This is a genomic window from Amycolatopsis sp. NPDC003676, assembly GCF_053587275.1.
In genome coordinates this window covers 1-23,398 of the sequence record NZ_JBSFNS010000082.1, presented here as the reverse complement: position 1 = coordinate 23,398, position 23,398 = coordinate 1, and the positions used below count along the sequence as shown (strand labels likewise).

Annotated in this window: 22 protein-coding genes; 12 read left to right on the top strand and 10 right to left on the bottom strand. The window is 69.5% G+C overall.

Features of this window, described 5'->3' with window-relative positions; genetic code table 11:
* Nucleotides 1-96 precede the first annotated feature (96 nt).
* The gene (locus tag ACWDNU_RS33200) at nucleotides 97-786 is read left to right on the top strand and encodes a DNA alkylation repair protein (RefSeq protein WP_449671775.1); all 690 of its coding nucleotides are present in this window, start codon (nucleotides 97-99) and stop codon (nucleotides 784-786) included.
* Between the two features lie 107 nt (nucleotides 787-893).
* Here ACWDNU_RS33200 and pheT read toward each other — a convergent pair whose 3' ends face one another.
* The 7 genes from pheT to infC all read right to left on the bottom strand — a co-directional run bounded on the left by pheT (nucleotide 894) and on the right by infC (nucleotide 8,349).
* Complete coding sequence (gene pheT / locus ACWDNU_RS33195; RefSeq protein WP_449671774.1) at nucleotides 894-3,464, bottom strand: phenylalanine--tRNA ligase subunit beta; 2,571 nt, start codon at nucleotides 3,462-3,464, stop codon at nucleotides 894-896.
* Nucleotides 3,464-4,519, bottom strand: a complete 1,056-nt coding sequence (pheS, locus tag ACWDNU_RS33190) for a phenylalanine--tRNA ligase subunit alpha (RefSeq protein ID WP_370936312.1) — start codon at nucleotides 4,517-4,519, stop codon at nucleotides 3,464-3,466. The genes pheT and pheS overlap by 1 nt, the downstream gene beginning before the upstream one ends.
* Nucleotides 4,520-5,651: 1,132 nt before the next feature.
* Nucleotides 5,652-6,272 (bottom strand): hypothetical protein, encoded by a 621-nt coding sequence (locus ACWDNU_RS33185; protein ID WP_449671773.1) that lies wholly within the window; start codon nucleotides 6,270-6,272, stop codon nucleotides 5,652-5,654.
* 2 nt (nucleotides 6,273-6,274) lie between these two features.
* Complete coding sequence (locus tag ACWDNU_RS33180; RefSeq protein WP_449671785.1) at nucleotides 6,275-7,063, bottom strand: TrmH family RNA methyltransferase; 789 nt, start codon at nucleotides 7,061-7,063, stop codon at nucleotides 6,275-6,277.
* An 8-nt stretch (nucleotides 7,064-7,071) separates the two neighbouring features.
* Nucleotides 7,072-7,449: a 50S ribosomal protein L20 gene (rplT, locus tag ACWDNU_RS33175; RefSeq protein WP_009079612.1), complete on the bottom strand. Its 378-nt coding sequence runs from the start codon at nucleotides 7,447-7,449 to the stop codon at nucleotides 7,072-7,074.
* A 64-nt stretch (nucleotides 7,450-7,513) separates the two neighbouring features.
* Nucleotides 7,514-7,708 carry a 50S ribosomal protein L35 gene (gene rpmI, locus ACWDNU_RS33170; protein ID WP_037818166.1) on the bottom strand — a complete coding sequence of 65 codons (195 nt, stop codon included), beginning with the start codon at nucleotides 7,706-7,708 and terminating at the stop codon, nucleotides 7,514-7,516.
* 77 nt (nucleotides 7,709-7,785) lie between these two features.
* A complete protein-coding gene (gene infC, locus ACWDNU_RS33165) occupies nucleotides 7,786-8,349 on the bottom strand; it encodes a translation initiation factor IF-3 (RefSeq protein ID WP_370940736.1) in 564 nt (187 codons plus the stop codon).
* Between the two features lie 282 nt (nucleotides 8,350-8,631).
* On the opposite strand from infC, the gene ACWDNU_RS33160 reads away from it, so the two are divergent.
* The 3 genes from ACWDNU_RS33160 (at nucleotide 8,632) to ACWDNU_RS33150 (ending at nucleotide 10,978) form a co-directional block, all read left to right on the top strand.
* On the top strand, nucleotides 8,632-8,991 hold the full coding sequence (locus ACWDNU_RS33160) for a DUF1844 domain-containing protein (protein ID WP_037370356.1): 360 nt from the start codon (nucleotides 8,632-8,634) through the stop codon (nucleotides 8,989-8,991).
* Nucleotides 8,992-9,335: 344 nt separating this feature from the next.
* Complete coding sequence (locus ACWDNU_RS33155) at nucleotides 9,336-9,983, top strand: GntR family transcriptional regulator (RefSeq protein WP_449671772.1); 648 nt, start codon at nucleotides 9,336-9,338, stop codon at nucleotides 9,981-9,983.
* Nucleotides 9,980-10,978, top strand: a complete 999-nt coding sequence (locus ACWDNU_RS33150; RefSeq protein ID WP_449671771.1) for a 1-aminocyclopropane-1-carboxylate deaminase — start codon at nucleotides 9,980-9,982, stop codon at nucleotides 10,976-10,978. The genes ACWDNU_RS33155 and ACWDNU_RS33150 overlap by 4 nt, the downstream gene beginning before the upstream one ends.
* A gap of 51 nt (nucleotides 10,979-11,029) precedes the next feature.
* Here the strand turns inward: ACWDNU_RS33150 and ACWDNU_RS33145 are convergent, their stop codons facing one another.
* Genes ACWDNU_RS33145 through ACWDNU_RS33135 form a run of 3 tightly spaced genes read right to left on the bottom strand, consistent with a single transcriptional unit; the run spans nucleotide 11,030 to nucleotide 13,109 of the window.
* Entirely contained in the window at nucleotides 11,030-11,413 is a 384-nt protein-coding gene (locus ACWDNU_RS33145; RefSeq protein WP_116204166.1) for a RidA family protein, read from the bottom strand.
* Entirely contained in the window at nucleotides 11,413-12,171 is a 759-nt protein-coding gene (locus tag ACWDNU_RS33140) for an IclR family transcriptional regulator (RefSeq protein ID WP_449671770.1), read from the bottom strand. Before ACWDNU_RS33140 ends, ACWDNU_RS33145 begins: the two co-directional genes overlap by 1 nt.
* Nucleotides 12,168-13,109, bottom strand: coding sequence for a sugar kinase (locus ACWDNU_RS33135; RefSeq protein WP_370940734.1), 942 nt, complete (start codon nucleotides 13,107-13,109; stop codon nucleotides 12,168-12,170). The genes ACWDNU_RS33140 and ACWDNU_RS33135 overlap by 4 nt, the downstream gene beginning before the upstream one ends.
* A 150-nt stretch (nucleotides 13,110-13,259) precedes the next feature.
* On the opposite strand from ACWDNU_RS33135, the gene ACWDNU_RS33130 reads away from it, so the two are divergent.
* From ACWDNU_RS33130 to ACWDNU_RS33095, 8 genes are all read left to right on the top strand, one after another.
* Nucleotides 13,260-14,558: an amino acid deaminase gene (locus tag ACWDNU_RS33130; protein ID WP_449671769.1), complete on the top strand. Its 1,299-nt coding sequence runs from the start codon at nucleotides 13,260-13,262 to the stop codon at nucleotides 14,556-14,558.
* Nucleotides 14,558-16,153, top strand: a complete 1,596-nt coding sequence (locus tag ACWDNU_RS33125; protein WP_449671768.1) for an N-acyl-D-amino-acid deacylase family protein — start codon at nucleotides 14,558-14,560, stop codon at nucleotides 16,151-16,153. Before ACWDNU_RS33130 ends, ACWDNU_RS33125 begins: the two co-directional genes overlap by 1 nt.
* Nucleotides 16,150-17,541: a GntP family permease gene (locus tag ACWDNU_RS33120; protein ID WP_370936305.1), complete on the top strand. Its 1,392-nt coding sequence runs from the start codon at nucleotides 16,150-16,152 to the stop codon at nucleotides 17,539-17,541. Before ACWDNU_RS33125 ends, ACWDNU_RS33120 begins: the two co-directional genes overlap by 4 nt.
* Nucleotides 17,542-17,572: 31 nt before the next feature.
* Nucleotides 17,573-18,706 (top strand): lactonase family protein, encoded by a 1,134-nt coding sequence (locus ACWDNU_RS33115; protein WP_449671767.1) that lies wholly within the window; start codon nucleotides 17,573-17,575, stop codon nucleotides 18,704-18,706.
* A 75-nt stretch (nucleotides 18,707-18,781) separates the two neighbouring features.
* A complete protein-coding gene (locus ACWDNU_RS33110; RefSeq protein ID WP_449671766.1) occupies nucleotides 18,782-20,065 on the top strand; it encodes an extracellular solute-binding protein in 1,284 nt (427 codons plus the stop codon).
* 3 nt (nucleotides 20,066-20,068) lie between these two features.
* A complete protein-coding gene (locus ACWDNU_RS33105) occupies nucleotides 20,069-20,989 on the top strand; it encodes a carbohydrate ABC transporter permease (RefSeq protein WP_449671765.1) in 921 nt (306 codons plus the stop codon).
* Nucleotides 20,980-21,834, top strand: a complete 855-nt coding sequence (locus ACWDNU_RS33100; RefSeq protein ID WP_344286532.1) for a carbohydrate ABC transporter permease — start codon at nucleotides 20,980-20,982, stop codon at nucleotides 21,832-21,834. Before ACWDNU_RS33105 ends, ACWDNU_RS33100 begins: the two co-directional genes overlap by 10 nt.
* 2 nt (nucleotides 21,835-21,836) lie before the next feature.
* Complete coding sequence (locus tag ACWDNU_RS33095; RefSeq protein ID WP_449671764.1) at nucleotides 21,837-23,225, top strand: beta-N-acetylhexosaminidase; 1,389 nt, start codon at nucleotides 21,837-21,839, stop codon at nucleotides 23,223-23,225.
* Nucleotides 23,226-23,398: the final 173 nt, after the last annotated feature.

Below are 23,398 nucleotides of genomic sequence, written 5' to 3'. Positions count from 1 at the left end.
GTCGAAGCTACCGTCTGCGCGGCAGAATCTCGTTTCCCGACACGAGCCGCGCTGTCCCCCGATTGTCGGGATCCGATCCGACGGAGGTGGCCCTCGATGAGTGCGGGCGAAGCGTTGATCACGGCGGTGCGCACCGGGCTCGCCGAGCTGGCCGACCCGGTCAAGGCACCGGAGATGCGGGCGTACATGAAATCCGCGATGCCGTTTCGCGGAGTGCCGAAACCGCCGCGCGGCAAGCTCATGAAGGCGCTTCTCGCCGAGCATGTTCTGCCCGATCGAGTGACGTTCACCGAGACCGTGCTCGCGTTGTGGCGGGAGGCGGAGTACCGCGAGGAGCGGTACGCGGCGATCGATCTTTCCGGGCACCGTGCCTATCGGCGATGGCAGGACCCGGGACTGCTGGAGATGTACGAGGAGCTGATCGTCACCGGGGCGTGGTGGGACTACGTCGACGAGGTCGCGATCCGCCGGGTCGGGCCGATCCTGCGCGAGCACCGGGCGGCGGTCACGCCGGTTCTTCGCCGCTGGATGACAGACGCTGATCGCTGGCGCCGGCGAACGGCGGTGATCTGTCAGGTCAGCGCGAAGGACGAGGTGGACCAAGGGCTGCTCGCCGACGCGATCGAGGCGAACCTCGGCGACCGGGATTTCTTTCTGCGCAAGGGAATCGGCTGGGCGCTGCGGGATCACGCCCGCGTCGAACCGGAGTGGGTACGCGCGTTTGTCCGGGCGCATCCGGGGCTGTCCCCGCTGTCCACGAGGGAGGCGATGAAGCACCTCGGCTGAAGTGAACCGCTGACAGGAAAGAAAAGGAGGGATGCCATGACACCAGCGCTCCCCCGCCCCGGCTGACCGGCCGGGTGGCCGGAGCGCGGGGCGGGGACAGCGTCGGGTCAGGCGCGGAGCGTCGCTCCGAAGCGCTCGCCGGCAGCGGCGACCGCGGCATCGCGGGACTTGGTGGCCTCGTCGACGGTGAGGGTGCGGTCCGCGGCGCGGAAGCGGAGCTTGTACGCCAGGGAACGCTTGCCTTCGCCGAGCTGCTCGCCGGTGTAAACGTCGAAGAGGGTGATCTCCTCGAGCAGTTCGCCGGCTCCTTCGCGGAGCACGTCGGCGAGGTCGGCGGACGGGACGTCCGTGCCGGCGACCAGTGCGACGTCCAGCAGCACCGGCGGGTAGGCCGAGATGCTGGGCGCCGGACGGGAGTCGGGCAGCGGGATCGCGTCCAGGTCGAGTTCCATGGCGACCGTGCGCGGCGGCAGGCCGAGGGCCTCGACGACCTTCGGGTGCAGTTCGCCCGCGTGGCCGACCGGCCAGTCGCCCACCCGCAGCTGGGCGCAGCGGCCCGGGTGCCACGGCAGGAGATCCGCGGCCTGCACGGTGAGCTCCACGCCGGCGGCCTCGGCCACCAGGCGCGCGGCCTGTACGGCGTCGGCCCAGCCTGCCTGGTCTCCCTTGCCCCACCAGCCGGCGCGCGGGCGCTGGCCGCTGAGGACGACGGCGACGTGCACCGGCTGCGCGGGCACGGCGGCCTCCAGCACGGCGAGGTCCTCGTCGCTCGGGCGGTGCTCGACGCCGAGGTCCGGGACCTTGAGCTGGTTCGGCTTCGGCAGCACGACCTGGCCGACGTGGAACAGCGACACGTCCTTCAGGCCGCGGGAAACGTTGCGCTGCAACGTCTCCAGGAGACCCGGCAGGAGGGTCGTCGCCATCCGGTCGTGGTCGGCTTCGAGCGGGTTCTGCACGCGCACCGTGGTGCGGCGAATGTCGTCCTCGGGCAGGCCGAAGGCGTCCCACACCGCGTCGCCGATGAACGGGAACGGGCGCACCTCGACGTAGCCCGCCTCGGCGAGCGCGCCGGACACCGCGCGGCGGCGGCGCTGCGCGTCGGTGAGACCACGACCCGCGGGCGCGGCCGGCAGGACCGACGGGATGCTGTCGTAGCCCTCGAGCCGCAGGACCTCCTCGACGAGGTCGGCCGGCTGCACGAGGTCGCCGCGCCAGCTCGGCGGAGTAGCGGTGACGAGGCCGACGCCCTGGTCGCTCGTGCTGAGCTGGACCTTGCAGCCGATCTGGCCCAGCCGCCGCACGGTGACGCCGCGTTCGTAGCGCACGCCGGCGATCTGGTCGGGCAGGTTGATCGGCATGGTCACCGGGGCGTGCGGGGCGACGCCGCCGACGTCGGTGCGGCCCGGGCGGATCGCGCCTTCGCCGTACTGGCGCAGCAGTCGCGCGGCGAGTTCCACCGCGGCCGCGCACAGCGCCGGGTCGGTGTAGCGCTCGAAGCGCTTCGCCGCCTCGGAGAACAGCTTGTGCCGTCGCGCGGTGCGGCTGATCGACGCCGGGTTCCAGTGCGCCGCTTCGAGGAGCACGTCGGTGCTCTCCGGCGTGATCTCCGTGCTGGCGCCGCCCATCGTGCCGGCCAGGGAGATCACACCGCTGTCGTCGGCGATCACAATGTCGTCCGCGTCGAGGGTGCGCTCAACGTCGTCGAGCGTGGTGAGCTTCTCCCCCGCCTTCGCGCGGCGCACCACCAGGTCGCCCTGGATGGAACCGGTCGCGAACGCGTGCAGCGGGTGGCCGAGCTCGAGCATCACGTAGTTGGTGACGTCGACCGCGAGCGAGATGGACCGGATGCCGGCCAGCATCAGCCTGCGGCGGATCCGCCACGGCGTCGGCGCGGTCGCGTCGAGACCGGTGACGCGGCGCAGCACGAACCGCGGACAGCCCTCGGGGTCCTCGACCCGGACCGGCCAGGCTTCGCCCTCGGCTTCCGGGAAGTTGTCGAGCATCGCCGGGTCGCCGAACGGCACGTCGAGCGCGTTCGACAGTTCGCGCGCCAGGCCGCGGATCGACAGCGCGTAGCCGCGGTCCGGGGTCGGCGTGACCTCGATGACGGTGTCGTCGAGGCCGAGCAGGTCCTTCGCGTCGTCACCCGGGCTCGCCGTGCCCGGCGGGAGCACGAGGATGCCGCTGTGGTCGTCGCCGAGGCCGAGTTCGGCCGCCGAGCAGATCATGCCGTCGCTGACCTTGCCGTAGGTCTTGCGCGCGGCGATCTCGAAATCGCCCGGCAGGACGACGCCCGGCAGCGCGACCACGACGAGGTCGCCCTCGGCGAAGTTGCTCGCGCCGCAGACGATGCCGCGCGTCTTGATGCCGTGCGGGCCCTCGTTCTCGAGCGGGCCGTCGTCCTCGTCTTCGTCCTCTTCGGACAGTTCCGCGTCGTCGGGCTCGGGGTCGGGCTCCTCGCCGACCTCGACGCGGCAGAACCGCACCGGCTTCTTGAAGCCGGTCAGCTCCTCGATCTCCGCGACGCGGCCGACCACGAGCGGGCCGGTCACCGGGCCGAGCTCGCTCAGCTCGTCGACCTCGATCCCGATCCGCACGAAGGCGTCGGCCAGGTCCTGCGGCGTGACGTCGGCATCCACTTCGAGATGCTCGGTCAGCCAGCTCACCGGGACTCGCACTACGCCTCCGTTCCGAAGGGAAGGGTGAACCGGACGTCGCCTTCGACCATGTCGCGCATGTCCGGGATGCCGTTGCGGAACTGCAGCGTCCGCTCGATGCCCATGCCGAACGCGAAGCCGGAGTAGATCTCCGGGTCGACGCCGCACGCGCGCAGGACGTTCGGGTTGACCATGCCGCAGCCGCCCCATTCGACCCAGCCGGGGCCGCCCTTCTTCTCCTCGAACCAGACGTCGACCTCCGCCGACGGCTCGGTGAACGGGAAGAAGTGCGGGCGCAGCCGCGTCTTCGAGCTCTCGCCGAACATCGCGCGGGCGAACGCGTCGAGCGTGCCCTTGAGGTGCGCCATGGTGAGGCCCTTGTCGACGGCGAGGCCCTCGACCTGGGTGAACACCGGCGTGTGCGTGGAGTCGAGCTCGTCGGTGCGGTAGGTGCGGCCCGGGCACACGACGTAGACCGGCAGGTCGCGGTGCAGCAGGCTGCGGGCCTGCACCGGGGAGGTGTGCGTGCGCAGCACCAGGCCGGAGCCTTCCTCGCCGACGTAGAACGTGTCCTGCAGCTGCCGCGCCGGGTGGTCCTTGCCGAAGTTCAGCGCGTCGAAGTTGAACCACTCGGCCTCGAGCTCGGGCCCCTCGGCGACCTCGTAGCCCATGGCGACGAAGACGTCGGCGATGCGCTCGGACAGCGTGCTGATCGGGTGCCGGGCTCCGCGCGGGACCTGGTCCCACGGCAGCGTGACGTCGACGGCCTCCTCGCGGAGCACGCGCTCGTCGCGCTCGGCCTGCAACGCGGCGCGGCGCGCGTCGAACGCGGACTGCACCGCCTGCCGGGCCTCGTTGACGCGTTTGCCCGCGTCGGCCTTCTCCTGCTTGGGCAGCGCGGCGATCTCCCGGCGCGCCAGCAGCACCGGAGACTGGTCCCCGAGATGGGCCGGTTTGACGGCGGCGAGCGCGTCCAGGTCGGCCGCGCCGGCGAAGGCGTCCTCGGCCGCCTTGATCGCCGCGCGCAGGGTCTCCGGTGCGAGCACGTCGACCGGCTGTTCTGTGGCTCCGGACATGACTCCTCGGCGTCCACTGGGACTGGTGTTGTCGGCGGCACGCGGGCATGCCGCCGCACGTGCACATCGGGCAGCTCAGTCTAGGGGATCGGGCGCCGGGCCCGGCCGCTCACCCTCCGCTTCCGGAGCGGCTGCGCCGGATCCGCCCCGTGATCACGACCGACCGTCGCCGAGGACCCGAACGGACGTCAGCGGATCAGGTGAGGACCGCCCCTCGACCGGCTTGCCGCGGACGCCCGCTCGGGTTGCTGCGGGACGGGTTCGGGACAGCGGAGCTGCCGTGCTCGGCGAGACTAAGCCTCGGGGGCCGTTTCGGGAGGGGGCCGCGGGAATGGAGCTCGGGTCGGACGACCGGGGTCGGACAGCCGGAGTCGGACAGCCGGGATCAGACGGCCCGGAGTCGGACGGCCCGGAGTCGGACGGCCCGGAGTCGGACGGCCCGGAGTCGGACGGCCCGGAAGCGCGGCTCGGACGGTGGTGGCGGGCGAAGAGGGCTGGCGACTCGGTCGGACGCGGCAACGCGACAGGAGCCGGGCAAGGACGCGTCGGGAGGGCGGCAGAACCGATGGCAAGCATGGCAGCGACTGGCGACGCGCGTGGCATCTGATAGCTCAGCGAGTGGCTGACGCCAGGCAAACCGCCATACAGACGAGTGCCTGACGCCGCGCCATGGCAAGCGGCCGCGGCGGGGTGCCGTGCCACGGCTGACCGGCAGGCGGAAAACAACGCGAGCGGTGCGGCTCTTGAGACGGCGGGCAAGGCGGCAGGCACAACCCGGCAACTGGCTGGCCATGCGACAAGCGCAATCCGGCAGGCAACTGGCGTCGCGGCAGGCACAACTCGGCGACTGGCTGAAGATGCGGCAGGCACAGGTCAGCGGCCAGCGAGCAACACGACGGGCACGATTCCGCAGGCAACACAGCCCGCGACAAGCGCAAACCGGCAGCGCAGAAGGCTGACGGCTGCCTGTGGCCCGCGAGGTGTGCGGAATTGTCATGACGACTGGCCTGATCTCTCTGTCGTGGCGGGTGCCGAGCGACCCCGGGCAAAGCTCTGGCGGCGTAAGGAGTCGATCGCGCGCCGAGCAAGCCGGAGCCAGCGCCGGTGAGATCCGGCGAACGCAGCCGCGGAGTCAGAGGCGGAAGAAGGTCGTCACCTGATGGAGAAGGTCGTCTTCCGAAGTCGCGGTGTCCACCTCGATCGCCCGCAACCCGAGCCGCGAAGTCTCCTCCCGGAGGCGGCTCGTGAACATCCGGTCCCGTTCGGCGAGGTTGCGGGCAGCCCTGGCCGGATCGCTGGTCCGCCACACGAAACCCTCCCCCGGTGCGCGCCGGGAGATCGCCGCGTGGCGGAAATCCGGCGTCGGCAACAGCCACACGGCCTGGTCCACGACGTCCAAAAACGGCTTCACCAGGTGCGGCAGCAGGCGGAAGCCGTCGACGACGACGCGAGGTTCTGGTGGCAGGCCAAGGAGGTCTTCGACGATCAGGCCGAAGCCCTCGCCGCGGAACCAGTGGAACGTCTCCAGCATGACGTCCGGAGAACGACGCACCCAGCGTTCGTCCATGTCCATGGACTGGAAGGTGTGCAGCAGCGGAGCCGAAGAAGGAGTCGTGCGGGCGGCGTGGGCGCGCATGGTGTCATCGGTCGCGTAGTGGCGCCAGCCGTAGCGGGTGGCGAGGCGGCGGGCGATCATCGATTTGCCCGCGCCGGGGGCGCCGCCGATCCAGCAGACGTGCCGGAGGTCCGCCATGGTCAGCGGTGGGCGGCCATCGCTGCCGTGTAGACGCAGACGGCGGCGGCAGTAGCCAGGTTGAGGCTTTCTGCCTTGCCGTACAACGGGATTCGGACTGCTTCGTCCACAGCGGACAAGACATCCGCGGGCAGACCGTGTGCTTCGTTGCCGAAGATCCAGGCCACCGGGTCTCCGAAGTGGACAGTCTCCAGCGAGGTCGACGCGTAGCCGTGCGCGGCCAGGGTCCGGAGGCCGGCCGAGCGCAGGGCTGTCAGGACCGACGGGATGTCGCGGGCGCGCGCCAGCGGGACGTGGAACGTGGAACCGGCGGCGGCGCGGACGCTTTTGCCGTTGTGCGGGTCGACGGTGTCGCCGGCCAGGACGACCGCGTCGGCACCGGCGGCGTCGGCTACCCGGATGACGGTGCCTGCGTTGCCGGGTTCGGCGACGTCTACCAGGACCACTACCAGCCGGGCCGAGGTCAGGACTGTCTCGAGTGGACGGTCGACCAGCGAGCAGACCGCGATGATTCCTTGCGGTGTCACGGTTTCCGACAGGCTCGCGGCCGCGCGTTCGGTGATCGGCGACACGCGGGGGGCAGCCTCCACCAGAGCAGGATGCGCGGCGGCGGCGCGTTCGGTGACGAAGAGTTCGTGCACCGTGCCATGAGAGAGCGCCGAGGTGACGGCGTTGACTCCTTCGGCCAGGAAACGGCCGGTTTTCTCGCGTTCCGCGCGCCGGGTCAGTTTGCGCGCGGCAACGACCCGGGGGGTCCGTTCGGTGAACGGATCCGCCCCGGGCCGGAAAATGCTGCCGGTCAGGCCGACTTCGCTTCGCCGGTCGTGACGTTCGCCTTGGCGAGCTCGGCGAGCGCGGTGAAGGCGGCGGCGTCGTTGACGGCGAGGTCCGCGAGGATCTTGCGGTCCACCTCGACACCGGCGGCCTTCAGGCCCTGGATGAACCGGTTGTAGGTGACGCCGTTGGCGCGAGCGGCCGCGTTGATGCGGGTGATCCACAGCTGGCGGAAGTCACCCTTGCGCGCACGGCGGTCGCGGTAGGCGTAGTTGAGCGAGTGGAGCGTCTGCTCCTTGGCCTTGCGGTACAGCCGCGAACGCTGGCCGCGGTAACCGCTGGCCAGTTCGAGAGTCGCGCGACGCTTCTTCTGGGCGTTGACCGCCCGCTTGACGCGTGCCACTGGTCCATCCTGTCGAATTCGGGGGGTCGAGGACCCCGGGGTGGTCGGGAAAGAGTGCGGGGCCTCAGCGGCCGAGCAGGCGCTTCACGCGGCCGACGTCGTTCTGGGCGACCTCGGTGGTGCCCTCGAGACGGCGGGTGAGGCGGTTGGACTTCTTCTCCATCAGGTGGCGACGGCCGGCCTTCTGGCGACGCAGCTTGCCCGAACCGGTCACGCGGATCCGCTTCGACGTGCCCTTGTGCGTCTTCATCTTCGGCATGCTTGTTGTCCTCTTCCGTGCGGCGGCACACCGGAGGACCCGGTGTGCCGCTGACTGTGCTGGTCGGCGCTGGGGCGCTACGCCTCGGGAGCCGGTTCGGCCGATTCGGCTTTCGCCGCCTTCGGCTTCACGTTCTTGTGCGGGGCCAGCACCATGATCATGTTGCGTCCGTCCTGCTTCGGCGACGATTCCACGAAGCCGAGCTCGGTGACGTCGTCGGCGAGCTTCTGCAGGAGCCGGAAACCGAGCTCCGGCCGGGACTGCTCGCGACCGCGGAACATGATCGTGACCTTGACCTTGTTGCCCGCCGCCAGGAACCGCGACACGTGACCCTTCTTGGTCTCGTAGTCGTGCTGGTCGATCTTCGGCCGCAGCTTCTGTTCCTTGATGACGGTCAGATGCTGGTTGCGTCGCGAGTCGCGGGCTTTCTGCGCGCTCTCGTACTTGAACTTGCCGAAGTCCATGAGCTTGGCCACGGGCGGGCGGGCCTGCGGGGCCACCTCGACGAGGTCGAGGTCCGCCTCCTGCGCAAGCCGCAGCGCATCCTCGATCCGGACGATGCCGACCTGCTCGCCGTTAGGGCCGACGAGCCGGACTTCCGGCACCCGGATGCGGTCGTTGATGCGTGTCTCGGAGCTGATGGGGCCTCCTTGGTCCGAGTGATGTTTTCTCGTTTCGACCTGGTGCCCACATGACTCAGGCCCCGCCTCCGGCTGCTGCCGGTGCACGGGGCCCGCTCTGTCTCCGATCGCGCCCGGCCGGAAGACCGAACGCTTCGCCTCCGCAGTACGCTGCCAGGACGGCATGCACCACTTCGGCGAGACCGGACCCGGACACCTCAGGCGGTGAGACGGGTGGGAGCGGGGCTCCACTTGCCGCCCCCGATCGCTCGGGAGCTGGTCGCACATGGAAGGGTACCAGACGTGTCTGAACAACCTTCGCCACCGCCCCCGTATTCCCCCGACGACCGCGGGCTCGAGGAGATCCCGAGCGTCGAGGTGATCAGCCGCGCCGCGGTGATGCTGCTGTCCGCGGGAGCCGAACGTCTCGGCCTCGCCGACGCCGACCCGGAGAACTCGCCGCACCGCGACCTCGACGAGGCGCGCCGCCTCATCACCGCGCTCGCCGGGCTCGTCACCGCCTCCGCCGAGTACCTCGGCCTGCACGCCGGGCCCCTTCGCGACGGGCTGCAGTCGCTGCAGAAGGCGTTCCGCGAGGCTTCGGTCGTGCCGGACCCGCCGGGCCAGGGGCCGGGCGAGAAGTACACCGGGCCGGTTTACTGAGCCCCGGCGTTCCAGGAATGAAGGACCCGCTCCGCGATCGCCGGGGCGGGTCCTCGTCATTTCCGGTGGGCGGTGCCGAGACATGCGGCATGGGAGCAGGACTGCGCGACACGACCCTGAAGCGGCAACACAGCGAGGTCTTCCACATTTCCAACGGGCGGCACCGATGGATGCGCTTACAAGCAGGGCTGCGCGGCCCGCGTGCTGAAGCATCAGCTCGCAGCGAGGTCCTAGCTACCTCCAGTGGGCGGGTGCCGAGGCATGCCGCACGGGTATCCCAAGCGGCTGGCCCCGTCGTTCCAGGCCATTGCCTCCCGCCGCCTCCGACATCTAACATGTTAGATGTGAGTGCACTCCCCAAGGTCTCCCGGCCGTTGCTGCGCGACGAGGCGTACGAGCGCATCCGGCACGCCATCATCGACGGCAGTCTCCCGCCGGGCACTCCCCTGCGCGACGCCGACCTCGCCGACCAGCTCGGGCTTTCCCGCGCCCCGGTCCGGCAGGCGTTGTTGCGGCTGGCGGAGGACCGGCTGGTCGTCTCGAAGCCGCAGAGTTACACGAGGGTCGCCGAGTTCGACGCTGGCGACGTTCGCGACGCGGTCCGGCTCGTCCGGGCGTTGCACGAGCTGGCTGTGCGCGAAGCGCTCCCCCGGCTCGGCCAACAGCAGATCGCGGAGATGCGTGAAGCGAACGACCGGTTTCGCGCGGCTGTCGCCGAAGGAGACGTCGGCAAGGCGATCGAGGCGGACGACGAACTGCACGACATCCCCGTGCGGGCATGCGGCAACCGGGCGGTCGCGGCGACGCTCGACCGGTACACGCCGTTGCTGCGCCGGCTCGAATACGCGCGGTTCAGTTCGCTGCCCGCGCATCGGTCGGTCGAGCGGCACGAGGAGCTCATCGCCGCGCTCGAAAGCGGCGACGAAAAAACCGCGGCGCACCTCACTTCCACGATTTGGACCGATCTCGAAGCCCTCCTGGAGGACGCGTGAGCCTGGCTGACTTTCCCCGTTTCCCGTTGCTGATCGGGCCTTCGCCGGTGCACCGGCTGGAGCGGCTCACCGAACACCTCGGCGGCGCGACCGTCTGGGCCAAGCGCGAGGACCTCAACTCCGGCCTCGCCTACGGCGGCAACAAGACGCGCAAGCTCGAGTACCTCGTCGCCGACGCGCTCGCCAAGGGCGCGGACACGCTCGTCTCGATCGGCGGCGTCCAGTCGAACCACACGCGGCAGGTCGCGGCCGCGGCGGCGCGGGCCGGGATGAAAGCCGTGCTGGTGCAGGAAAGCTGGGTCGACTGGGCCGATCCGCTGCACGACAAGGTCGGCAACATCCAGCTGTCGCGGATCCTCGGCGCGGACGTCCGACTCGTCGACGCCGGGTTCGGCATCGGGTTCAAGGAGAGCTGGGAACAGGCGCTGACGGAGGTCGAGGAGAACGGCGGCACGCCGTACGCGATCCCTGCCGGGGCGTCGGATCACCGGCTCGGCGGGCTCGGGTTCGCGAACTGGGTGCTGGAACTTGAGGAACAGGAACGCGAACTCGGCGTTTTCTTCGACACCGTCGTGGTTTGCTCGGTCACCGGGAGTACGCAAGCCGGGATGATGGCCGGGGCGGCGGTGAGCGGGAAGCCGCGGCGGATCCTGGGGATCGACGCGTCGGCGAAGCCGGATGAGACGCGCGAGCAGATCGGGCGGATCGCGAAGAGCACGGCGGAGCTGGTCGGGGCCGGGCCGGTTGAGGACGCGGAACTCGACGAGCGGTATCACGCTGGGGTGTACGGGATTCCGGATGAGCGGACGCTGGAGGCGATCCGTACTGCGGCCCGGTTCGAGGGGATGATCACTGACCCGGTGTATGAGGGGAAGTCGATGGCCGGGCTCATTGATCTCGTGCGCAGCGGGGAGATTGAGCGGGGGTCCACCGTGTTGTACGCGCATCTTGGCGGGCAGCCCGCGATCAACGCGTATACCAGCGTGCTCGGCTGAACACCCTCGTGAGTGGCGATCACGGTTAGAACCGTGATCGCCACTCACGACTCAGTCGAGAACGGCGAGCACGTCGATCTCGACCAGGAGACCGGCGGGCAGCCCGACGTACACCGTGGTGCGGGCCGCGTGCGGGGCCTCGCCGATCAGCTCGTTGTAGACCTCGTTGAACGCGGCGAAGTGGCTGGTGTCGGTGAGGTACACGCGCACCATCACCGCGTCCGCGAAGCTCGAGCCCGCTTCTTCGAGCAGCGCGGTGAGGTTCTTGAACACCTGCCGGGTCTGGCTCACGACATCGTCGCCGACGATCTCGTTCGTGGCCGGGTCGAACGCGACCGCGCCGGCGACCTGCAGGATGTTCCCCTTGCGGACGGCCTGCGAGAAGTTCGCCGGCGGCTTCGGCGCGTTCTCGCTGGTGATCGCCGTCTTGCCCATCATTGCCCCTTTCCGTTCCCCGTCCATCCACTGTGGACGGAAGCTTTTTCCGTGGCGGCCAGCAGCTCGGGCACGAGCGCCAGCAGCCCGTCGTAGTCCAGCAGCACCTTCGGCACCGACATCGATGCCGCGGCGAGCACTTCGCCGCCCGCGCCGCGCACCGGCGCGGAAATGCAGTGGATGAAGTCCTCGTGCTCGGCATTGTCCACCGCGTACCCGCGCTCAGCGACCTGGTCCAGCTCGGCCAAGTACGCCTCGGGCGTCCTGATGGTGTTGGCGGTGAGCACGACGTAGTCGATCGCGCGGGCGATCTCCTCGCGTTTCGGCCGCGGCAGCGCCGCGACGAGCACCTTGCCGACCGCGGTGCAGTGCAGCGGCGCGCGTTTGCCGACCCGCGAGTACATCCGGACCGCGTGGTGTCCCTCGAATTTGTCGATGTACACCACCTCGCCGTCCTCATAGGACGCCAGGTGCACGGTGTGCCCGGTGCGCAGATTCAGCTCGGCGAGCGCGTCGTGCGAACTGCGCCGGACGTCGCGGTCTTCGAGCGCCTGGTTGGCGAGATCGAAGAGCGCGCTGCCGAGCCGGTAGTGCCGGGCTCCTTCGCGTCGCACGAAATGGTGCGATTCGAGCGTGCGCAGGAGCCGTAAAACGGTCGTCTTGTGCACGCCGACCTCTTCGGCCAGCTCGTCGAGCGTCTTGCCGCCGCGGGCGAGACCGCCCAGCAGCGTCAGCGCGCGGTCGAGACTTTGGCTCACGTGGCCACCACTCCCTCTCCGGTGAGCCGGACGGAACTCCAGCTGTCGGCGTCCGCCTGCACCAGCTGCAGCACGACGGCCTCGGCCAGCGGCACGCCGACGTCGTCCTGCGTCAACAGTGTCGCCGCGGCTTGCAGGTGACCGCGCCGAAGCCTGGTCAGCGGATCGGCGCCGCGCAGAGTCGCGGCCAGGAATCCAGCGGCGAAGGCATCTCCGGCGCCGACCGGCTCCACGACATCAACCCGGAGCGCGGGCGAGAACAGCGGTTCGGCCGAGCCCTCGACGAGCGTCGCGCCGCGTTCCCCGTGCTTGACCACGAGCGTGCGCGGGCCAGGCAGAAGAGCGCGCAGCTGTACCGGATCGCCGGTGCCCCACACGCGTTCCGCCTCGTCGTCGCCGGTCAGCACCAGATCGGCTTTCCCGGCCAGTTCGGCGAGCACGGACTGGTCACGTCCGGTCCAGAGCGCGGGCCGGTGGTTGACGTCGAACGACACGAGCAGGTCGCCGCGCGGCCGGTCGAGCAGCGCGCGGACGAGCGCGAGGCAGCTGTCGGAAAGCGCGGGCGTGATCCCGGAAAGGTGCAGCACGCGAACGCCGGAGAAGTCCAGCCGGGACACCAGCTCCGGGCCCATGCCGGACGCGGCGGAACCCGAGCGGTAGTAGCGGACCGGACTGCCGCCCGCGCCGCTTTCCTTCACGTACAGCCCGGTCGGGCGGGTCGGGTCGACTACGACTCCGCGCACGTCCACGCCCGCCGACGCGATCTCGCGGACGAGCGCGCGGCCGAACGGGTCGTCGCCGACCGCGCTGACCCATCCGCTCGGCACGCCGAGCGCGGGCAGGTGGCACGCGACGTTCGACTCGGCGCCGCCGATGGTGCGCAGCCAGGTGCGCACCTCGTCCGGCGGGCCGGGTTCGGCGGGCACGAACAACGCCATCGACTCGCCGATGCAGAGCACTTCGGGCGACCCAGTCGGACTGCTGGTCACTGACGTCCCTTCCCCGTTGACCTGTGGCGACCCGGATGCTACACCTATGCAACGCATTTTGCGCAACGTCCGTTGCAAGATACGCAACCGAGGTCCTGAATGAACAGCAACGCCGCTCTCACCGCCGCCGTCCGAGCCGGGCGCGGCGAACGGATCGACTGGCGCTTCCGCGCGCTCCCCCCGGCCCTGTCCGGGCTCACCCTCGACGAAGCCGCGGCCCGCCGCGCCAAGCTCTTCGACGACGGCTTCTTCGGTCCGTTCGTGGTCATCGACGCGGCCGCGATGGAGCACAACCTCGCCACCATGGCCCGCTGGTGTGCCGAACGCGGGATCGCGCTCGCGCCGCACGGCAAGACGACGATGGCGCCGGAACTGTTCGCCCGGCAGCTGGAGCACGGCTCGTGGGGCATCACCGCCGCGAACGCCGGACACGTGCGGATCTACCGCGCGTTCGGCGTTCCGCGAATCCTCCTGGCGAACCAGCTCGTGGACCCGTCCGCGCTGCGCTGGCTGGCCGGCGAGCTGGCGGCGGATCCGGACTTCGAGTTCGTCTGCTGGGTCGACTCGGTGCGCAGCGTGGAGCTGATGACCGAGGCGCTCGCCGGTGCCGAGCGGCCGGTCGATGTGCTGGTGGAGCTGGGCGGCGAAGGCGGCCGCACCGGTGTCCGCGATGCGGCGACCGCGCTTGCCGTCGCTGAGGCTGCAGCGAAGAGCCCCGTGCTGCGGCTGCGGGGCACCGGTGGTTACGAAGGTGCGCTTTCGCACCACACCGACGAAGCGGCGCTGACGAAGATCAGTTCCTATGTGGACAGTCTGCGCGACGCGACGGTTACGTTCGCGGAGAAGGGTTTGCTTGCCGACGGCCCGGTGTACGTCACCGCGGGCGGCAGCGCGTACTTCGACCGCGTTGTGGACGAGCTGACCAAGCCGTGGCCGGACGGTCTCGACGTGATCCCGATCCTGCGCAGCGGCGCGTACCTCACGCACGACGACGGCTTCTACCGCGAGATCTCGCCGCTCGGCGAACACCCGCGCATCTCCGGTGTCGACAGCTTCCGTCCTGCGCTGCACGCGTGGGCGCAGGTGACGTCGAAGCCGACTCCGGAGCTGGCGCTGCTCACCGCGGGCAAGCGCGACCTGCCGTACGACGAAGGCATGCCGGAGCCGCAGCTGCTGCGCAAGGACGGCGTGGTCACCGAACTGACCGGGCACGCCGTCCCGAAGCTCAACGACCAGCACGCGTTCCTCGAACTGCCGGAAGGGTCCCCGGTCGAGGTCGGCGACTGGATCCGGCTCGGTTTGTCGCATCCGTGCACGACGTTCGACAAATGGTCGCTGCTGCCGGTCGTGGACGACGACGGCGAGACGGTCGTCGACTTCGTGCGGACGTGGTTCTGATGGATCTCGTGATCCGCGGCGCCCGAGTCGCCGACGGAACCGGGGCCCCGCTGGAAATCCGCGACGTCGGCATCACCGGCGACCGCATCGCCGACGTCGCCGCGCCGGGAGACCTGACCGCGCCGCGCGTGCTCGACGCGACCGGGCAGGTCCTCTCCCCCGGCTTCATCGACATGCACTCGCATTCGGACCTGCAGGTGCTCGCCAACCCGGATCACCTGGCGAAGATCAGCCAGGGCGTGACCACCGAGGTGCTGGGCCAGGACGGGCTCTCGTACGCGCCGGTCAACGACGAGGTTCTCGCGAGCCTGCGCCAGCAGCTGGCCGGATGGAACGACGACCCGGCCGGGTTCGACTGGAACTGGCGTTCGGTCGGCGAGTACCTCGACCGGCTGGACCAGGGCATCGCGACGAACGCCGCGTACCTGGTCCCGCAGGGCACGGTGCGGATGCTGGTGGTCGGCTGGGACGACCGGCCCGCCACGGACGCCGAGCTGGCGCGGATGCAGGAACTCGTCGCGACCGGGCTGGCGGAAGGCGCGTTCGGGCTCTCGTCCGGGCTGACCTACACGCCCGGGATGTACGCGACCACCGAGGAACTGGTCGAGCTGTGCCGCGTCGTCGGCGAGCGCGGCGGTTACTACAGCCCGCACCACCGCAGCTACGGCGCGGGCGCGCTAGAGGCGTTCGCGGAGATGGTCGACGTCTCGCGCCGCTCCGGCTGCCCGCTGCACCTCGCGCACGCGACGATGAACTTCTCCGTCAACAAGGGCAAAGCGCCGGATCTGTTGCGGCTGCTGGACAACGCGCTCGACGACGGCTGCGACATCACCCTCGACACATACCCGTATCTGCCCGGCGCGACCTATCTGTCAGCACTGCTGCCGAGCTGGTCTACTGAAGGCGGCTTGGAACCGACACTCGCTCGACTGTCCGATCCGGACACTCGCGAACGGATCCGGGCGGAGATCGAAGAGTCCGGTTCGGACGGTGCGCACGGCGTGCCGATCGACTGGGACGCCATCGAAATCAACGGCGTCCGTCGCGAGGAAAACGCCGCGCTGGTGGGACACAGCGTCCTCGCTTCCGCGCGCACCGCCGGGAAACCCCCGGCCGAGCTGTATTTCGACACGCTGATCGACGAAAAGCTCGGCACGTCCTGCCTCATGCACGTGGGGCACGAGGAAAACGTGCAGGCCATCATGCGGCACCGCACGCACACCGGCGGCTCGGACGGCCTGCTGGTCGGCGCGCGCCCGCACCCCCGCGCGTGGGGCACTTTCCCGCGGTACCTCGCGCGTTACGTCCGCGAACTGGGCGTTCTCGAACTGGCCGATTGCGTCGCGCACCTCACCGGGCGCGCGGCACGGCGGCTGGGGCTGTCCGACCGGGGCCTCGTGCGTCCCGGGCACGCAGCCGATCTGGTGCTCTTCGACCCGGACACGGTCGCCGACACCGCGACGTTCGACAATCCGCGGCAACCCGCCGCGGGCCTCTCCCACGTCTTCGTCAACGGCGTCGCCGCCCTCGAAGACGGAACCCCCACCGGCGCGCTCGCCGGGCATTCCCTTCGCCATCCCCGGAGTCGACGATGATTCACTGGCTGCAGACCAGCACGGCCGGTCTGCTCACGCTGGCCGCGGTATCCATCGCGGTGCTGCTTTTCCTCATCATCAAGGTGAAGGTCGAACCGTTCATCGCCTTGATCGTGGTGGGCCTGCTCACCGCGCTGGCCGCGGGCGTGCCGGTCGGCACCCTGGTCGGCACCGCCCAGAAAACCTCGGATTCGCTGCTGGAGAAGGGTTTCGGCAGCATTCTCGGGCACATCGCGGCGATCATCGGACTGGGCACCCTGCTCGGGTCGATCCTGGAGAAATCCGGCGGCGCGCGCGTGCTCACCGCCGCGTTGCTGCGGACGTTCGGCGAGAAACGCGCCCCGCTCGCCATGGGTCTTTCCGGGCTCATTTTCGGCATCCCGGTGTTCTTCGACATCGGCATTTTCGTGCTCGCGCCGCTGGTTTACGCCGCGGCGAAGCAGGGCGGCCGGTCGATCGTGCTGTACGCGATGCCGTTGCTGGCCGGGCTTTCCATCACGCACGCCTTCATCCCGCCGCACCCGGGCCCGGTCGCCGCGGCCGGGCTGCTGCACGTCGATCTCGGCTGGCTGATCCTGATGGGCGCGGTCTGCGGCATCCCGGCCTGGTTCATCGGCGGCATCCTGTACTCGACGTGGATCGGCAAGCGGGTGAACGTGCCGCTGGCCGAGGACTTCGCGAAGCTCGCCGGCGAAGAGGGCGAGCAGGAGGGCCCCGCGCCGTCGCTCAAGCTGGTCGCCGGGATCATCGCGGTTCCGCTGGTGCTGATCCTCGTGGGCACGTTCGGCAGCATCCTGCTGCCCAAGGGGTCCACCGGCGCGGGTATCGCGGCGTTCCTCGGCACGCCGGCCATCGCGTTGACCATCGCGACCCTGCTCGCGTCGTGGCTGCTCGGCCGCCGTCGCGGGATGAGCGGCGCGGATCTGGCCCAGCTCTCCGCCAACGCGCTGCGTCCGGTCGCCATGATTCTTCTGGTGGTCGGCGCGGGTTCGTTCTTCGGAGCGGTGTTGTCCGCCACCGGAATCGGCAAGGCGGTAGCCGGTTCTCTAGGCGACGCCGGGCTTCCGGTGCTGCTGGCGGCGTACATCATCAGCTGCGGCATGCGCATCGCCCAGGGTTCGGCGACGGTGGCGATCGTGACCACGAGCGGCATTGTCGCGCCGACGGTGATGGATCTGCATTATTCGCAAGCACAACTGGCGCTCGTGGTCGTCGCGATCTCGGCCGGGTCGATCATCGCCTCGCACGTGAACGACGGCGGATTCTGGATCGTGTCCCGCTACTTCGGGCTGACCGTGACGCAAACCCTGAAAACCTGGACGGCTTTGGAAACAGTCCTTTCCTTGAGCGGTTTCGGTGTGGCAGCATTGGTGATGGCATTGGTCTGAACCACATCGGCACATGTTCCGGGGGTATTCGATGACCGAGATTTCCCGTCGCACGTTCGTCGGAGCGGTCGGCGCGGCCGGGGCCGCCGCCGTGGTGGGCGCACAGCTCGCCACGGCAGCACCCCGACCGCGCGCGGCCGCGACGGTGTACGTCGGCAGCTACACCAACAGCGCACCGGCGGGCCACGGACTCGACGTCACCCAGCGAGCGGCCGGAAGCCCCGCGCTCACGCCGGTGCGCACCGTTCCGAAGCTGACCGACGTCTCCTGGTTCGACCGCACTCGCGACGGCCGGATCCTGTACGTCACCAACGAAAACGAGGGCGCGGAGACCGGCACGGTGTCCGCATTGGACATCTCCGACCCGACCCGGCCGAAGCTGCTCGGGTCGACATCCTCCAAGGGCGGTTCGCCCACACACCTTTCGGTGCACCCGAGCCAGAAGTACGTGCTGGCCGCCAACTACGACTCCGGCAGCGTCGTCGTGCTGCCGATCAAGTCCGACGGCAAGCTCGGCGCGGCCACTGACCTGCAGCAGCACCAGGGCAAGGAGCCGCACGCGCACCAGGTGGTCACCGACCCGTCCGGCAAGTGGGTGCTCGCGGTCGACCTCGGCACCGACTCGGTGTACGTCTACTCGTTCGACACCGGCAAGGGAAAGCTGAAGCTGCACAAGCAGATCACCCTCCCCGCCGGTGCCGGGCCGCGACACCTGGCGTTCCACCCGAACGGAAAATTCGCTTACGTCGCGCAGGAACTGCGGCCGGAGATCACCGTCGCCAGCTGGGAGTCCGCCACCGGCACGTTCAAGCCGATCGCCGTGGTACCGGCCGTTCCCCCGGGCAGCACCGGTGAACTGTTCCCCGGCGAGATCACCGTGTCGCGGGACGGGAAGTTCGTCTACGCCACCGTCCGCGGCCCCAACACCGTCGCCACCTTCACCGTCGCCGACGGCGGGGCCGGGCTCACCCTGGTCTCCTCGGCGGCCTCCGGCGGCAACTGGCCGCGCCACCTCGCGCTGGACCCGGACGAGAAGTGGTTCTACGTCTCGAACCAGCGCTCCGGCACGGTCACCTGGCTGCCGCGCGACCCGGCCACCGGCCTTCCCGGCAAGTCCGCGGGCTCGCTCGCCGTCCCGAACGTCAATTCTGTCTTCTTCGTCTGAGAAAAACCGGGGCTGTCACGCCGCACAGCCCCGTCTTTTCCGGTCTCCGACCGGTCCCCGCGACAGGAGTCACCGATGAAGCTGCGTTCTGTCCTGCCCGCTGTCGCCACGCTGGCGTTGCTCGCCGCGTGTGCGCCCACCCAATCCGGCCCGGCCGCGTCCGGCGGAAACCAGACCGACGGCACCCTCAGAGTCTGGCTGTTCGACGAGGCGAACCGTGCGCCGAAGGAGGCCGCGGTCAAGGAAGCGATCACCGAGTTCGAGGCCAGCCACGCCGGGGTGAAGGTCGACGTGCAGTGGGTCCCGGTCGAAGGCCGCGCGGACAAGTTCTCTGGCGCGTTCAACGACCCGTCCAACGCCCCCGACGTCGCCGAATTCGGCAACACCGACGTCTCCAGCTACGCGCAGACCGGCGCGCTGTCCGACCTCACCAAGGACATCTCGAACTGGTCGGACGGCAAAGACCTGCTCCCGTCCGTTGTGGACACCGCGAAAGCCAACGGCAAGATCTACGGCATTCCCTGGTACACCGGCATCCGCGCGTTGTACTACCGCACCGACGTCTTCGCCGAACTCGGCCTCAAGCCGCCCACGACGCTGGCCGAGCTGACCGACGACGCGCGCAAGATCCGCGAGAAGAAGCCGGATCTGTACGGCATCGCCACCGGCGGCAAGTACACCTACGCGATGCTGCCGTTCATCTGGGCCAACGGCGGCGATCTGGCCAAACAGGACAATGGCAAGTGGACGTCCACTGTGGACTCCGCGCAGGCCAAGGCAGGCGTCACCGCGTACGCGAACCTGATCAAGGACGACATCTGCCCGCCCTCGGCCTGCGCCAACCTCACCGGCACGCAGAGCGTCACCGCGTTCGCCGGCGGCAAGGCGGGCATGGTGATCGGCGGCGACTTCAACCGCAAGGCCGTCGAAAAAGGCTCGGTGAAGGGAAAGTACGCGATCATGCCGCTGCCCGGCACCGCCCCGGGTTCGGTCGCGCCCGCGTTCGCCGGCGGCAACCTGCTCGGCGTGTTCGGCGCGAGCCAGCGCCACGGTCTCGCGGTGCAGTTCGCCGAACTGCTGGCCGGCATCAAGTACCAGGAGAAGATGTACGCGGCGATGGGCAACCTGCCCACTCTCGCGTCGGTGCAGAAGAAGCTCGCCGCCAGCGACCCGACGCTCAAGGCCTTTGTGGACACTCTGAGCGCGGGCACGAAATTCGTGCCGAGCACCCCGGCGTGGTCCAAGATCGACAGCCAGAACGTGCTGCCCACCGCCGTGCAGCAGATCGCGACCGGCGGCAAGGACGCGAACGCCGCGCTGGCCGACGCCGCCGCGGCGATGAACAAGAACTTCGGCTGACCCGTGGCCGCAGTCCGTTCCGCGACCGTCCGCCGCGACGGCCGCGCGGCCCTCCTGTACCTGCTGCCCGCCGGAATCCTGCTCGGCGCGCTGCTGGTGTACCCGATTTACCAGCTGGTCGTGATCTCGCTCTACGACTACGGCCAGCCGCAGGCGGCGGGCGCGGCCCCGCTGGTGTTCCTCGGCCTCGACAACTACGTCAACCTGCTCGCCGACGTCCAGTTCTGGACGGTGCTCGGCAAGACGGTCGGGTTCGCCGCGGCCTGCGTGATCGGCAGCCTGGCCGTCGGCACGGCGCTGGCCGTGCTGGCGAGCCGGGTCCGCTCGTTCCCGCGCACGCTGCTGTTCCTGGCGGCGCTCGGCGCGTGGGCGACCCCGGCGATCGCCGGCTCGTACGTCTGGCTGTTCCTCTTCGACACCGATTTCGGCCTGGTCAACGAGGTGCTCTCGGGCATCGGGTTCACCGGGATGGCGCACCATTCCTGGATGTTCGGCACCTTCGGGACGTTCGGGCTGGTCGCCGCCGAGGTGATCTGGTGCTCGTTCCCGTTCGTCATGGTCACCATGTACGCCGGGATCAGCGGGGTGCCGAAGGAGACGCTGGAGGCGGCGGCGCTCGACGGCGCGTCGGTCTGGCGCACCACGCGGTCGGTGATCCTGCCCGCGGTGCGGCCGCTGCTCACCATCGCGACCGTGCAGTCGATCATCTGGGACTTCAAGGTGTTCACCCAGATCTACGTGATGACCAACGGCGGCGGCATCGCCGGGCGGAACCTGATCCTGAACGTCTACGCCTACCAGCAGGCGTTCGCCGGGCAGGAGTACGGGCTCGGCTCCGCGATCGGGGTCGTGATGACCTTGCTGCTGCTGTCGATCACCGGACTTTACGTCCGGTCCCAGCGCCGGAGTGCCGCATGGCTGTGAAAGTGCGCCGCCCCGCGCGGCTCGTCGCCGAAATCGTGACCGTGGTGATCGCCGGGATCGTGGCGTTCCCGCTGTACTGGATGGTGCTGTCGGCCTTCAAACCGGCGGGCGAAATCCAGTCGGCGCATCCGAAACCGTGGACGTTCGCGCCTTCGCTGGACAGTTTCCGGCGCGTGCTCACGGTTTCCGGATTCGGCCGGTTCTTCCTCAACAGCCTCGCCGTCGCGGTGGTCGTGGTGCTGCTGTCACTGGTGCTGTCGTTCCTTTCCGCGGTGGCGCTGACGCGATTCCGGTTCCGCGGCCGCGGAATGCTGCTGGTGATGATCCTGGTCGCGCAAATGGTTCCAGTGGAGGCGCTCACCATTCCGCTGTTCTTCCTGATGCGCTCGGTCGGCGGCGCCGTGCCGGCGTTCGGGCTCAACGAACTGGGCTCGCTCGTGCTGGTGCACCTGGCGTTCAGCCTGCCGTTCGCGATCTGGATGCTGCGCGGATTCGTCGCCGCGGTGCCCGCCGAACTGGAGGAAGCGGCCACTTTGGACGGTGCGTCGCGGATGCGGTTCACCTGGCAGATCCTGTTCCCGCTCGTCGCGCCCGGGCTCGTGGCGGTGAGCGTGCTCGCGTTCATCCACGCGTGGAACGACTTCCTGTTCGCCAAGACGTTCATCATCTCCAAGACCGAAAACCAGACTCTGCCGCAGGCGATCCTGGTGTTCTTCAAACCGGAGGACACCGACTGGGGCGCCGTGATGGCCTCGTCCACCCTGATGACGATCCCCGTGCTGGTGTTTTTCGTGCTGGTGCAACGGAGGCTCGTCGGCGGGACGGCCGGGGCCGTGAAGGGATGACCATGTCCGGTTTCGACGCTCTCCTCCCCCGCCCGGTGTCCGCGGAAGCGGCGCCCGGCACCTGCCCGTGGCCCGCTCCGGTGAAGGTCCGCACCGCCGCCGACCTCCCCGCCGAGAGCTACCGGCTCACGATCGCGCCCGACGGCGTCACGCTCGACGCGGCCGACTCCGCGGGCGAGTTCTACGGCCGCCAAACCCTGTGCCAGCTGGCCGGTCCGGACGCGTTCCGGGCCGCATCGATCCACAATGGACCGGTCGAGCTACCGTGCGGGACGATCACCGACCATCCGCGATTCGCCTGGCGCGGCTGCCTTTACGACGTCTCGCGGCACTTCCGGACGAAGGCCGAGGTGCTGCGGTTCGTCGACCTGCTGGCCGCGCACAAGCTGAACGTGCTGAACCTGCACCTCACCGACGACCAGGGCTGGCGGATCGAGACGCCGGAATTCCCCCAGCTCACCTCCGTCGGCGGCTGGCGGAAATCGTCGATGGTCGGCAGGCACGACGGCCCCGAGCGCGACGGCCGCCCGCACGGCGGTTACTACACTGTGGACGATCTGCGGGAGATCGTCGCTTACGCCGCGTCTCGGGCCGTCACGGTGGTGCCCGAAGTGGACATTCCCGGGCACGCCCGAGCCGCCATCACGGCGTACCCGGAACTCGGACCGGCTACCGATACCCCTTGGGAGGTCTGGACTTCCTGGGGCATCAGCACCTCGCTGCTGGATCCGTCGGAGTCCACTCTGGACTTCTTCCGCAAGGTCTTCGACCACGTGCTGGACATCTTCCCGTCCAAGGTGATCGCGCTCGGCGGCGACGAGGTGCCCGGCGTGACCGAGGCACACCACCAGTTCGTCCGGGCGATCGCGGACCACCTCGTCGCGCGCGGGCGCACGCCGATGGGCTGGGACGAGGTCCTCGACGGCGGCGACCTGCCGACGATGGTGATCGGCGTGTGGCAGGACCGCGAACGGGCTTCGCTGGCGTTGAAGGGCGGGCACGAAGTGGTGCTCTGCCCCGAGGACGGCGTGTACCTCGACCACCGGCAAAGCGACCATCCGGACGAACCGATCCCGGTCGGGTACCTGCAGGACCTCGAGCATTTCTACGGTTTCGAGCCCCAATCCGGGCCGCGCGTGCGCGGGGTCCAGGCGCAGCTGTGGTCCGAGCACCTGGACACCGTGCGGCGGACGGATTACGCGGCGTTCCCGCGACTGTCGGCGTTCGCCGAGGTCGCGTGGAGCAGCGGACCGCGCGACTACGCGGAATTCCTCCCCCGGCTGCGGGAGCACCACATGCCGCGGCTGGACGCGCTCGGCGTGGAGTACCGGCCGCTCGACGGTCCGCACCCGTGGCAGACCCGGCCGGACGCACCGGGGCGTCCTCGCTGATCCCCGGCCATCCGCAAAAGACCTCAGCCTCGCCACAATGCCGTCGTGCGCGCGGCTTTGCAGTCCGTGAGGGGAACCCTGAGGGAATCAGATTCCCTCAGGGCAGCGTGACCCATCGTGACATTCCCGTTATCTTCCCGGTGCTTCCTGACAGGGAAGACTCGCAGGCTGTG